The sequence below is a fragment of the bacterium genome (assembly GCA_013360215.1).
In the GTDB taxonomy this organism is placed as follows: Bacteria; CLD3; CLD3; order SB21; family SB21; genus JABWCP01.
The window spans coordinates 1-12,703 of the sequence record JABWCP010000009.1 but is presented as its reverse complement, the minus strand read 5'-3'; the positions used below and the strand labels follow the sequence as shown (position 1 = coordinate 12,703).

The window sequence follows — 12,703 nt, the reverse complement described above, 5'->3', positions numbered from 1 at the left end:
CTTTACGGCACAATGCGTTTGGCCGTAACATGATTATTAAATCGGATGTCTTTGATTATTCCGTCATTACCCAGTGTGATAATAGATTGGAATGAAAATTCCGAAGAACCGTTAAATCCGGGTTGTATTATTTCATAACTTCTTTCACCGAATGCGTTATCGGGTCTACGTTTTATTTTATACCACGTATCCCCGGTGATGCATCTTTTTCCCCATTCTTCCGCATTTAGTTCGATTTTTTTAGACGTCAGTGAATCCGCTTCTCCAACCTCCATGGGTTTTAACTTCATAAACAACATGTGGTAGTTAGCAACAATATCCATATCCAGATTGATGGAGGTATTGGGGCCACCGGTAATGCGGTACGTGTTAAGCGAGTCCACATAATCGAATTCCCCGTAAACAGGGTGATTGCCATGCACACGGGTAGAGGAGGGGAATTGGTGTGTCATGGTTACTTGGGTTGATCCTTCGATGGACGTACGATGTACGTCGGTAAATAAGATATTTTCATTGTCAATCAGCCATGTTGTGGTCGTGTTACGTTGGCAAGGGGGATCTATGCTGTTTTGACTGAGAAGCCTCATTTGGTTTTTGTTGTTTATGGTGCTGAATATTTTTTCGTCCCCGCATCGTATGTCTTTGTAAGAAATAGCATAATGAGCAAGAAGGTGATAGTTTTTATCCGGAGCAGAAAATTCGCTAAACCGATCTGAACCGGGCATATCTCGCAGTTCGTTCTTTAACGATCGTAAGGATTCATTAAGTTTTGAACGCGAATACCAGACACCGCGTGACATGACACCGTTGTGATGGGCCAGGGTTGTGATTTTTTCAAGCGGGTTTTCGGGTACCAGCAGGAGATCGGCTTCTTTACCTACGGAAACGGTTCCGATTTTATCATCCCATCCCAAAAACTCCGCTGCCGATGAAGTCCCGGATTTAAGTATGTCGTAATGGGAAATGCCCAGCTCGGCAAAATTTTGAACCTCTTCTAAATATGAAAAACCATGTATGGCAAAATGAAATCCGGCATCGGATCCGATCAAAAGTTTTACACCGTTTTCATAAAATACTTTAACCACTTCGGATGCACCGGAGTAGCGGTAATTGAGTGAATTCAGATGCCAATATACTCTCTGCCGCGGCGGTACATAATCCATTTCCGCGCGTAATTTTAAACTATCGCTCTTATGCGCCAAAGAACGTGCTTTGTGAATTGTCAGCGTCGGGATAACATATTTTCCGTTTTTACGAAATGCTTCGGCAAATTGAATAAGTTGTTCTTTAGGATAGGTATCACCGCTTCGCGGATTGAGTAAACCTACCAGGTTGTCGAACGATAATTGAGAGCCTTCAGCATACTCTTTGAATGGGATCATATAGGGAACGTGACCTTGCACGGGAAGACCTAGTTGGCGTGCTTCGTCCAAAACGGCCGAATAAATATCGGGCGTAATCGTGACATACGAAAATACAGATTGATAACCCATGCGTTTCACGTCACGAACGGCGAATCGCGCTTCATCGGGATTGAGAAGCATGCCTTGAGTATGGTAGGCTGCAACGGATCCTGTAACGGCCGGGCCTGTGCTGTAAATACGCGGGCCTTGCAATGTACCGGTATCAGAGAGTTTTTTGATCGCATGCTGAAATGCAGCGCCGGGCACATTACGGACGGTCGTAATTCCGTTGGCAAGAAAAAGCATCAAGTTTTTTTCATGAATATGCGCATAGCAGTCAATCAATCCCGGTATGAGATATTGCCCCTTGCCGTCAATGATCGAAGCTTCTTTGGGTATGGATACTTCACGTGTATTGCCGATCGCTGCGATTTTACCGTCGGCGATAATGACAGTTTGATGATGCAGTATGCGAAAGCTATCCATCGGTATGACATGGACGTTTGTGAACGCGTGTGTTTGAGATAAAGCTACAATCGAGAATGTCGAAAACAAATTTAAGCTTATACCGATTAAAATAAGTAGTTTCATACGAACCTATTAAAGTAAAATTGTAAAAAAATTATTTATAAAACGTATAAGGCAAAGCCCTGTATCGTTCGTTCTGCTGGAGAGTATTCGGATAGGCGGTTGAATTTTTAAAAATAGTGCGTATGGATTGTGCATTGATATCGGGAAGCCCGGTTGGGGCGGTAACTACATCAAAATGGAGATGTGGAATACCTAGCGTATAACCGCTATTACCGCTCAAAGCCACGGTGTCACCTTTGGCAACTGTGGCGCCTGTTTTGACCAATGCGCCATGTTTGCGGATATGGATATAACGGGAATACGTCGCATCGCGATGACGTATGACGAGTACATTTTCGTGCCCCAACGTGTGATCGCTATCTTCAAAATTATCGTTTATAAATATTACTTCGCCTTCGCGTGACGCTGTCAAAACAGTTCCGACCGGCATATCAAAATCATACGCATATCGGAAAACCCCGTTAAAATTATTCGGTGAATGGCTCCAGATCGTGTTGTTACCTTGAGAAACCTTGTATCGTTTACCTACAGGAAATGGCAGCACGAAATCCGATGTATCGGCAACAACCACTGTCGAATCGGTTGCCTCGCCATCTTGACAACTGCCAAAACTAAAGCTTCCCAACGAAATACAAGTGATCATAATCAAAACATGCATAACAACTCCGGTTACGAAAGACTTATCCATTGCGGTGATTTCCGTGGTAAACGAATTATTAATTTGCGTGCTTCAAGATCAAGTTTGACAGTGACGATATACCACACTACGCTGCCCTCAAAATCCGACGATAGTATCTTTACAGCATAGTCAGTCAATTCTTCAAAAGGCATAGGTCCTCTTTCCTTTAATGTCGAAAGTATAAAACCGCGTATCATATCATATTTGGATTTGTCTATTCGTACACCTTGCTTACCTTGCGGATGCCGTGTTAATATGGTGGATACTTTTTTCATGTATGATCTCCGCGTTTTTAGGTGCCTCTAGAGTATCAAATGATAACGAATAAAAACCCATATCCGTCTGATTGTCGTTTGTAAGGACACAAGAAATTCATGTAACCAAAGAATAGATCTTGATTGAAAAATACGACGATACGGCAGCAAGCAAAAGCAAATGGCGTCAGAATGCATCAGATATAGGGTAGAGTGCATGAAATGGCCTTTGAGCCGCCAAGGTTACTCAAGCAAAAATTAATATAGAGCTATATTGTTCATTGGTTATCGTATGATAAAAATCATCATGTTTTTATGAAAAAAAGTTGCATATTCCCCTAGTTCAAACACATCAAGAACATAACTTCGTTACCAAAAGGGTGAAGATTATGATCAAATTTACCATCAATGGCCGCACACATGAGGTTTCAGAAGGAACCCGTATTTTAGAGGCTGCGTCGTCTGTTGGAATTCAGATACCAACACTGTGTCATGATCCGCGGCTCAATCCGAGCGGCGTTTGCCGTTTATGCCTTGTAGAAATTGAAGGATCTTCCAAACCGGTACCGGCATGCCGTACAGAGATCACATCCGATATGCATATCGAAACGCATAGCGCACATATCGAAAAATACAGAACGGATCTATTGAAAATGCTTCATGCGCGTTACCCGCAAGAAGTGGTGGAGGCTTTCCCTGAGAAGGAATTGCATCGTTTGTTTCAACACTACGTGCCGCGTTTTGAAGAACCGGTTACGGTCAAATCGTCATGGAAAGATACCACACATCCCTATATCCGCATTGATATGAGTCTGTGCGTAGATTGCCATCGCTGTGAGCGTATTTGCAGCGAAGTGCAGGGACAATTCGTATGGAATCCCATCCAGCGTGGTTTTGCGACCACGATGACACCGGAAGGTCGTCCGACGTTATTGGAAAGCGGTTGCGTAAGCTGTGGCGCGTGTGCGGATACATGCCCGAGCGGTGCGCTGATTGATAAGAACGTATTTATGTTGGGGGAACCGACTTCATGGACTAAAACGACCTGTCCGTATTGCGGCGTGGGTTGTGAGATGATGGTCGGGACCCGCGATCAAAAAATTGTCACCGTAAAACCGTCTATGGACGGGCCGGTCAATAAAGGTCATCTCTGCGTCAAAGGGCGCTATTCGCACGGTTTTGTCGGATCGGGTGATCGTATCACAGAGCCTATGATCCGACGTGACGGGGCTTGGCAAAAAGTATCATGGGATGAAGCGTATGCCTTTACCGCATCCGAACTCAAGCGTATCAGCGCCAACTACGGAGCGAGCAGTGTCGGCGTTATCGGTTCGGCACGGGCTACAAATGAAGACAATTATTTGACGCAAAAATTTACCCGCGTGGTATTGCAGACCAATAACGTAGATTCGTGTGCACGTGTTTGCCACGCACCGAGCGCCAAAGCCTTGGGTAATATCCTCGGGACCGGCGCGGCGACCAATGCCTTTGATGATATCGAACGCGCTACGACCATTTTTATTTGTGGCGCCAATGCGACTGAAAATCATCCGATCGTGGGCGCCCGCATCAAACAAGCCGCGTTGCGCGGTGCTCACCTTATCGTCATGGATCCGCGCGTTATCGAATTGGCCGAATATGCCGACATTCACTTAGCGGTTCGACCCGGTGCCAATGTGGCTCTGCTCAATGCGATGGCTTGCACCGTGATCGAAGAGGGTTTGACGGATGACGAATTTATCCGCGCCCATGTGAGCGGTTACGAAAAATTGCGCGAATTTCTCAAAGATTTTACACCCGAAAAAATAGCGGATCAATGCGGCGTGGATGCGGCAACGATTCGCCAGGCGGCGCGTCTTTATGCGACCGCCAAACCCGCGATGTGTATGCACGGTCTGGGCATGACTGAACACACGCAGGGTACGGACTCCGTGAGCGGGCTGATCAATCTTGCGCTTATAACCGGTAATATGGGCAAACCCGGAACAGGCGTTAATCCTTTGCGTGGACAAAATAACGTACAAGGCTCGGCGCACATGGGTTGTGAACCGACCCATCTTACGGGATATGGCACGGTGGATGAAGGGCGCACTTTATTCGAAGCGACATGGAAGGTGAGTTTACCGACGGACAAAGGTCTTAATCTCATGCACATGTTGGATGCCGCAGAAAAAAATCAATTCAAAGCCATGTGGATCGTGGGCTATGACGTATATATGACTAATCCCGATACGGATTTTTCACGTCGTGCTTTTGAGAATATGGAACTCGTCGTGATTCAGGACATGTTTATGAATGAAACGGCGCGGTTGTTCGGTACGGTGTTTTTACCGTGTACCTCGTCGTTCGAAAAGGACGGAACCTTCATGAATGGAGAACGCCGGGTGCAGCGCGTGCGTAAGGCTATCGAACCGTACGGCCAAAGTAAACCGGATTGGTTAATCATTTGTGAATTAGCTCATGCGATGGGCGTACGTGAAGGTTTTGAATTCGAATCCGCCGAAGATGTATGGAATGAAATCAGACGTGTATGGAAAGCGGGCTACGGGATTACCTATCCTAAATTAGAAAAAGGCGGTATCCAATGGCCGTGTCCTACCGAAGATCATCCGGGCACGGATATTTTACATCGTACGACGTTCCCGGTTGGCGCCCGTGCGGAAGTGCAGATGTTACCTTTTTCTGCGCCGCATTACGATGCACGGTACCCGTGGACGCTTATTACCGGACGCAGTTTGTTCCATTTCAATTCAGGTACGATGACCGGGCGTTCTAAAAATGCGCAGATCAAGCGGCCGGATTATGTGGAGATCGCACCGACGGATGCGGCCCAGTTGGGCGTGCAAACCGGAGATACACTGCGTATTACCAGTGAAAACGGGCAAGCCTTCGTACCGGCGATCGTTACGGATCATGTAAAACATCGCGAAGTGTATGCGACGTTTCAGGAACCGGAGAATTTGCTGAATGCCGTTATCGGGATGGAACGTGATGACAAGACGGCGACGCCTAATTATAAGGTGACGCAGGTGCGTATCGAAAAAGTATGATGAGCGAGCGATAAATTTTACCGAAAATCAGAAAAAAAACTTGCTTTTCGGATCGGATTATACTATCATTTCGCCGCTTTAACGGGCACGTAGTTCAATTGGTTAGAGCACCGCCCTGTCACGGCGGAAGTTGCGAGTTCGAGCCTCGTCGTGCCCGCAGTCAAATCCCTGAAAAACTCAGGGATTTTTCATTTTAGGGGCCTCATCAAAAAGTGTAAACCCAAAAAGTACGGTCAAATAATAACGCCACGAACCGCCGCTTTTTACTTTTTGGCGTTCGTCATAATACCCGTTTTCGCTATCGTACTTGGTTATCATCGGGCCATATCCTGTAAACCGGTCTATGCCGTAGGCGGCATTAAAAGTAAGCCGGGTAGGGTATACGTAAAATGAATACATCTCTGCACGCAATTCTATTCCCACATCACGTTTCCATCGGTCCATAGTGGATCGTGTGCTCCAGGCGTTGCCCATACCAAATGTCAAACCGCCAAAAATTTTATCAAAGTATAAAGGGCCGGCTTTTTTGTCGATGCGGCGAATGAGAGGGAAACGATATACGGCATTGAACAGGCCGAGATAACGCCCTTCGATACTGTAGTAAGAATAACCTTTCAATCCCACTAAACTTCCGCCGAAAAAATTATAAAAACTATCTACTTTGGTAGGAATAAAACCTGTATGCAAGCGTGCTTCCAGAGTATGGTCACCAAATGGCAAACGTATAAATTCAGTCCATGTGTTTTCATTTCGCAAATAGGCATCGTGTTTATATAGTGTCGTATAGCTGCCGCTACTTGGTTGAAAAGCAAATCCATCAATGAGATTGTCCATGTAATAGCCGATGGATACACTTATTTGGCGGCCGCCGCGAGGATTGATTTCTTTATCAATGGCCGGCGGAACATTGTTAAATTTCCACGTGGTTGAAAAATCATTTCCGTAATAATATTTAATTGCGCCGGTTCGAGGTAAAAGTTTATACCGTTCTAAATCGAAATTGTATTCCTTTCCTCGAATACGAACAAATGACTCTACATGTGCATAATTGACGCGCACATCGCGCGGAGCAAATAAGCTCCAATCCATTCCGGCATCTACTTCGCGCAGTTCAAACGAATTGGTTTGAATGGATTCGTAAGGTATATCGTTACCCGGGTTGGAGTCATCGCGAAATGTCCTCGACCGCGTAATATTATAGAGTTCCAAAAATAATGTCGGACCGAAGCCGCTATACTCAAAAATACCAAATAAATCGCGCTCCATATCCGGGATATTAAACATGGCCCCGCCGAAAAAAGAGGATTTTGACAATACATCGCTGGAGTAAAAATACACGCCCGGTTTGAAAGTACCGTAGTCCAAACGTAAAACGGGCAGGAATGAAAATTTGAGGAATGTATTTTTATATAGCGCCGCGGTATCCGTCCGGGGAGGTATGACGGTAAATATGCGATGTTCCGAAGGCCACTTGCCGGGATATGGTTTATCATTTGGTTTGGATAATATATTCGGATTTTCAAGTCCGTAGACAGTTTGTTTTGAATCAAAGCCGGTTGTATCCGCAATCGAATACACACGGAATCCGGTGTTCTGATACAACGTGTAATACAAGATGTTGTTCTGGCCGACGGCCGGATAGAATGCGCCACCGGTAACATTTGTTATTTGACGTATATCGCCGGTATGCAAATTCATAGCGTACAGATTAAATATTCCTGTTTCGTCAGCCGAAAAATACAAGGTTCGCCCGTCTTGACTGACGACGGGACTGCGTTCATCTTTGCGTGTTTGGCGCACCGGTTTCCAATGGTTTCCGGAAGTATCTACGCTGAAAATATCACGGCCATCGTCGGTCGAAGTATCAAAAATCAACGTACGTCCGTTATCGGTATAGCATAGGCCGTAAATTTGCCGCCCGTCATCAAAATGAGTTATACGCCGCCAGTGCATCCCGTCACGTACAAACATGTTTTTGGAAAAAGCACTTTTTTTATTAAGTAAATCCTCGGCAAATCCTACGATGCGAATGATATTATTGGTTCCATCGCCATTGATGATAGCAGCGAGCGACGACCCGTCCGGTGAAAATGCCGGAGCAAATGCACGCAGACCGCGGGTGATTCGAAATTCTTTACGCCGAACCATATCATACACGTAGATGTCATTGTATTGCGAATGATAGTCGTTATCGTCGGTATTTTTTGCATAGGCGATGTAACGGCTATCGGGTGACCAACTTAGCGGGCCTTCCGCTTTTTTGATTTCGTGAATGATATTCGCGTTTGACGGGTCCACGATATAGAGAGACGCCTGACTGAGATAGTCAAAACCGCGATTGGAAATCATCGCCAGGTATTGGCCGTTCGGAGAAAGTGTCGGATAAAAATTCCCTGTTCCTTCTGTGGCGATTTCATTGCCTATACGTGCATATGAGCGTATATCCGTCGTATGAAGCGTGTACTGCTCTGTAATCAGGTTTTTCCATTGACGGTAGATCGTATCAATATCATCGCCGGTTGCAGCTTTTACGGCGCGTTCGAACGAATAAAAAAGTTTGGATGAATAATGAGTGATTTTTTTAAGCGACGAATCACCGTAATGGGCAGCGATATAGCTCACTAATGCATAACCGCTATTGTATGCCGATTCGTTGCCGATACTGTTTTTACCAAACGTGCCCATCTGATTAAGCGTCAGCATTTGTTCACCTAAGACGCGATCACGCAAGATCATATCGCGGTGGGCATCCCAAAATTCGTAATCCAAATCTTTTTGTTGGTACTGTGCCACGCCTTCGGCAAACCACACGGGCAACATAACGCCGGCAACAGGATAGGAAACGATGCGATTCGGAAAACCGCGCAGTACGTCCTGACGACGCTCTTTTTCATATCCTATGTACTGCAAATAGATGCCGGGGAAACGGCGCGAAAGCTTCATCATAGCCTGTATCGAAATCATGTGGGCAAATTCGTGCGTGATCACATTGCGCAGCCAATGATGCGTACCGCGTAATTCAAAGTTTAGGTTGGACGCCCAGATTTCGATTTTATTATCATAATAGTAGGCGCCGCCGTTGGAGTAGTCATCCGTATCGCGGATGATGATGTGTATCCTTTCGGGGCGATGGTCGTAGAGATGGGTGATCGTTTCGTAAATAGATTCCGCGATGGCCGCCGCTTCGCGGGCGGTGCGTTCCGGGCCTTTGCGGGAAACGTCAAGAGCCGTGTATGGCGAATCATGATAATGTACATCAAAATGTGCCGAACGGATCGTAAACCATTGCAATTCGCCATGCGACCAAGCTTCCGGTTGCGCATAACCGGATCGAATCAAAATCAAAACGAAAAGCAGGATTTCGAAAATTAAAAATGTCTTTTTCATTTTTTTATAAACCGAATAATAAGTTCACCGTTATTGTAATCCGCACCTTCGGGCTCCAACGCGGCCATGGAATCGGGAATAGTATGGGTGCGCAAAAAGGATCCTATTTCGATCATGATTTCATTGCCTCTGCGATGAAGAGAAACCGGCGTATTTTGTACATCCAAAAAGGGCGCTTTGAGTTTCATTAACTTTTCTTTTTTGGTATTCACAAATTGTACGGGGCGTGAATTGTAAAAAACCGATGCGGGATCGGCTTGGTTGTACAGCGCATGCCCCAGAGTACGTAAATCGTTTAGTCCGTGTATCTCGTGGTGAAAAAAAGGCGCATTGGCGATCGGTATCGGCGTGAAATCACGGGTTATCGCATGAATATATTTTTTTTGCGTCTCATGCCAAGTGCGAAAATAGCCTTTTTGCGTTTCGTCCGGTAGAATACGATTGATAATCACCTGATCCACGACCATGCCAAATAAATTGAGGTAGGTCAGCGCACGCTGCGTTTCATTCATGATCATAGATTCGGGTTGCATCACCAGACGAGTCGTAGTGCGTGATTCTTTTTCAAAAAGATCGCGCATAGCCAAAATTTTTTCAAGTATGGCTTCCCAGGAACGCGCCACGTCTTCCGGTGCGACGACGACGCGCAACGATTTAGACATACGCGATGCAGGGCGTATCACGGGAGAAACGATATATTTTTCGATCACGCGTGTTATTTTTAAAGCCAGTGATACGATTTGCGGTAAACTCAAGAGTCGTAAACTTTCGCCGGTCGGCGCCATATCTACGATGATGACTTTATAATCGGATTTATCGTGAAAATCCCGGATTCGCAGAAGACTGAAAAGATTATCCATTCCCGGAAGAATGGCCAGTTCACCGGAGACGGCTCCGTCAGCGCCAAGCGTCTGAATAAGATTGGAAAAATAGTCGCGGATATGCCCCCAATTGCTGTCAAGTTCGGCATGGGGATCAATATGAACCGCATCGAGATTGGGTGCAACCGGAGTGGGTGTAGCATGAATCGGCAGGCCTAATAAATCGCCGATACTGTGAGCGGGATCCGTACTCAGGAGTATCGTTTTTATACCGCGATCCGCGCATCGCAACGCCGTAGCAGCAGCGATCGTAGTTTTACCTACGCCCCCTTTACCCGAAAAGAAAATGATACGTTTACGTGTCAAACGATTCCCTTACGGCTTAACTATATCTAATAAATCTTCTTCGACGGTTTTTTGTGGAAATTCAACCATGCGACCGATTTCCGCGCCGTTTTGCAAAACGATCATGGTCGGTACGCGTTTGATGTTGTATTGGGCCGTTACACCTAGAGAATCTTTTTTTGTCCGATCCACGGCTAATAAGCGGTAAGTCAAGTTTGGATTTTTGGCGGCGTCCAGTGTTTTGAGAAATGAGGGTACATGATGTTTGGAATCGCCGCACCACGTTCCCAATACAATCAGTATATCGGTAGGTGTGCTCATGCGGTGAAGCGTTTCTATTGCACTCCCGGCCGGATTGTAGACGTCGTAGTTTTTTTGGAAAACCGGCATTTCCTGGAACAATTCTTCGCGCGTAATATTGCCGATGAGCATCATTTCACCTTTTACCGTTTTGGCATGGGAAACGGTTTTAGGAACGGAACTGCAACCGGTGATTCCAAATTGCGATGAAATCAGAATGATGGTACACAGAGACTTAATTATGCTTTTCATCGGATTTCTTTTTTCGTGTGGCAAACTTGGCGACCCAAATGCTCATTTCATAAAGTACCACCATCGGCGCGGCAACGACAAACATGGTGATCATATCGGTCGTCGGAGTGATGACCGCGGATACAAGAAGGCACGCAACAGCAGCGTGGCGCCAGTACTCGCGCATAAATTGGGGTGATAGAATGCCGATTTTGGCAAGAAAAAAAGCAATCACGGGCATTTCAAACGTCGCTCCGCTGATAAGCATAAATCCGGAAACAAAACTCAGGTACTGATCAACATCAATCATGTTTTCAACCACAATACCGAGTTCGGTATCAATATTTCCCATACTCAGAAGGAAATTAAGCGTGATCGGTATGACGACAAGGTAGGCAAACGTCGCTCCGAGCAGGAAAAAAAACGTGATAAAAAACATGAGCGGAATGGCAAAACGTTTTTCCGATTTTTTGAGTGCCGGAGAGATGAATCGCCATAATTGATACGCAATGACAGGGATGCTCAATACGATACCTGCGATAAGGCCTACTTGTATTTTGACCATCATCAGACCTTGCACTTGCGTGATCACGGGCCGCATCAACTGGATCGGCGGTTTAAGATCGGGGATGATCATCGGTGGATAAAGCAACCACTTGATGATCGTATTACTATAAACAAACGATATTGCCATCATCAGCAAAACGGCAAGCACGATTTTTATCAAGCGATCCCGCAATTCACCGAGGTGATCCAGAAAAGTCATATCGCCACCGGTAGAACCGGGTAGGGCTCGTTTCTCTTCGTCAGCCATAAAAATCTAAAACATTCTTTCGTAGTGTTCCGGTGTTTTTACCGGTGATTCTTTTGGGGTCCAATAGGTGGTTGCTTTAGGATCAATTTGTTTTTTCAGCAAATCTCTTCCAAACAGACGCGTGATCAGGCCTACCGGGGCAAAAAACAAAGTGAACATGGTGAAAAGTATGACCCGTGAAACAAAATATCCGATAAAAATCGAAAAAATCGTTGCGCCGGTGTACAGCGGATATACTACGCTGGGTGCGACGGCAGATATCAATCCGACTAAAACTCCGGGTGCCGCCCAATACATCCAGATGTCGCGTTCTTTATACCAAAGCCAACCTGCGATCAGGAGTAAAATCGTTGTTAAAATAAATCCGAAGCGACGAGCCGAAGCAGGGCTTCGGTCCATGTGCTGAATTTCAAATCGTATATCGCGAATAATTTCTTTCATATTTCGTCCTTCTTAATCGAGTTCAAATTCATTCATCCAGTCTTTATTATCCTGGACGGGTTTTTGTTCTTTTTTATCTAAAACGAAATTGCCCAAAACGAGATAATCCATCTCCGTACGCATAAAACACCGGAACGCGTCTTCAGGCGTGCATACAATGGGTTCGCCGCGCACATTAAAGGAAGTATTAACGATCACCGGGCACCCGGTTTTATCATAAAAGGCTTTGATCAGTTCGTAATACACACCATGATCATTTTGATGAACGGTCTGAATACGTGCAGAATAATCTACGTGGGTGATCGCCGGAACATCCGAACGGGGCACATTAAGTTTGTCTATACCGAAAAGTTTCTTCTGTTCTTCGGTCATGGCGATGCGCCGTTC

10 protein-coding genes and 1 tRNA gene are annotated in these 12,703 nt (G+C 45.6%); 2 read left to right on the top strand and 9 right to left on the bottom strand.

Annotated elements, in window-relative coordinates; genetic code table 11:
* Positions 1-2: 2 nt before the first annotated feature.
* The 3 genes from HUU58_07895 to HUU58_07885 form a co-directional block, all read right to left on the bottom strand.
* A complete protein-coding gene (locus HUU58_07895; protein ID NUN45591.1) occupies positions 3-1,889 on the bottom strand; it encodes an amidohydrolase family protein in 1,887 nt (628 codons plus the stop codon).
* A 136-nt stretch (positions 1,890-2,025) separates the two neighbouring features.
* Entirely contained in the window at positions 2,026-2,652 is a 627-nt protein-coding gene (locus HUU58_07890; protein NUN45590.1) for a peptidoglycan DD-metalloendopeptidase family protein, read from the bottom strand.
* Positions 2,653-2,663: 11 nt separating this feature from the next.
* Positions 2,664-2,948, bottom strand: a complete 285-nt coding sequence (locus HUU58_07885; protein ID NUN45589.1) for a hypothetical protein — start codon at positions 2,946-2,948, stop codon at positions 2,664-2,666.
* A gap of 368 nt (positions 2,949-3,316) precedes the next feature.
* Here HUU58_07885 and fdhF point away from each other — a divergent pair, with 368 nt between their 5' ends.
* Both fdhF and HUU58_07875 read left to right on the top strand, forming a co-directional pair.
* Positions 3,317-5,977, top strand: coding sequence for a formate dehydrogenase subunit alpha (gene fdhF / locus HUU58_07880; protein ID NUN45588.1), 2,661 nt, complete (start codon positions 3,317-3,319; stop codon positions 5,975-5,977).
* 83 nt (positions 5,978-6,060) lie between these two features.
* Positions 6,061-6,134 (top strand) — tRNA-Asp (locus tag HUU58_07875).
* 20 nt (positions 6,135-6,154) lie between these two features.
* Here the strand turns inward: HUU58_07875 and HUU58_07870 are convergent.
* The 6 genes from HUU58_07870 to HUU58_07845 form a co-directional block, all read right to left on the bottom strand.
* Positions 6,155-9,364, bottom strand: a complete 3,210-nt coding sequence (locus tag HUU58_07870) for a PD40 domain-containing protein (GenBank protein ID NUN45587.1) — start codon at positions 9,362-9,364, stop codon at positions 6,155-6,157.
* On the bottom strand, positions 9,361-10,551 hold the full coding sequence (locus HUU58_07865) for an ArsA family ATPase (GenBank protein ID NUN45586.1): 1,191 nt from the start codon (positions 10,549-10,551) through the stop codon (positions 9,361-9,363). The genes HUU58_07870 and HUU58_07865 overlap by 4 nt, the downstream gene beginning before the upstream one ends.
* 9 nt (positions 10,552-10,560) lie before the next feature.
* Positions 10,561-11,082 carry a thioredoxin family protein gene (locus tag HUU58_07860; GenBank protein NUN45585.1) on the bottom strand — a complete coding sequence of 174 codons (522 nt, stop codon included), beginning with the start codon at positions 11,080-11,082 and terminating at the stop codon, positions 10,561-10,563.
* Positions 11,066-11,875, bottom strand: coding sequence for a twin-arginine translocase subunit TatC (tatC, locus tag HUU58_07855; GenBank protein ID NUN45584.1), 810 nt, complete (start codon positions 11,873-11,875; stop codon positions 11,066-11,068). The genes HUU58_07860 and tatC overlap by 17 nt, the downstream gene beginning before the upstream one ends.
* A 6-nt stretch (positions 11,876-11,881) precedes the next feature.
* On the bottom strand, positions 11,882-12,316 hold the full coding sequence (locus HUU58_07850; protein NUN45583.1) for a hypothetical protein: 435 nt from the start codon (positions 12,314-12,316) through the stop codon (positions 11,882-11,884).
* 12 nt (positions 12,317-12,328) lie between these two features.
* The coding region (locus HUU58_07845; GenBank protein ID NUN45582.1) for a carbamoyltransferase at positions 12,329-12,703 on the bottom strand (375 nt) is incomplete at its 5' end.

Excerpts from the sequence above, each read along its gene's own strand:
- HUU58_07895 (NUN45591.1), bottom strand. The coding sequence starts at position 1,889 with ATGGATAGCTTTCGCATACTGCATCATCAAACTGTCATTATCGCCGAC.
- HUU58_07890 (NUN45590.1), bottom strand. The coding sequence starts at position 2,652 with ATGCATGTTTTGATTATGATCACTTGTATTTCGTTGGGAAGCTTTAGT.
- HUU58_07885 (NUN45589.1), bottom strand. The coding sequence starts at position 2,948 with ATGAAAAAAGTATCCACCATATTAACACGGCATCCGCAAGGTAAGCAA.
- fdhF (NUN45588.1), top strand. The coding sequence starts at position 3,317 with ATGATCAAATTTACCATCAATGGCCGCACACATGAGGTTTCAGAAGGA.
- HUU58_07870 (NUN45587.1), bottom strand. The coding sequence starts at position 9,364 with ATGAAAAAGACATTTTTAATTTTCGAAATCCTGCTTTTCGTTTTGATT.
- HUU58_07860 (NUN45585.1), bottom strand. The coding sequence starts at position 11,082 with ATGAAAAGCATAATTAAGTCTCTGTGTACCATCATTCTGATTTCATCG.
- tatC (NUN45584.1), bottom strand. The coding sequence starts at position 11,875 with ATGGCTGACGAAGAGAAACGAGCCCTACCCGGTTCTACCGGTGGCGAT.
- HUU58_07850 (NUN45583.1), bottom strand. The coding sequence starts at position 12,316 with ATGAAAGAAATTATTCGCGATATACGATTTGAAATTCAGCACATGGAC.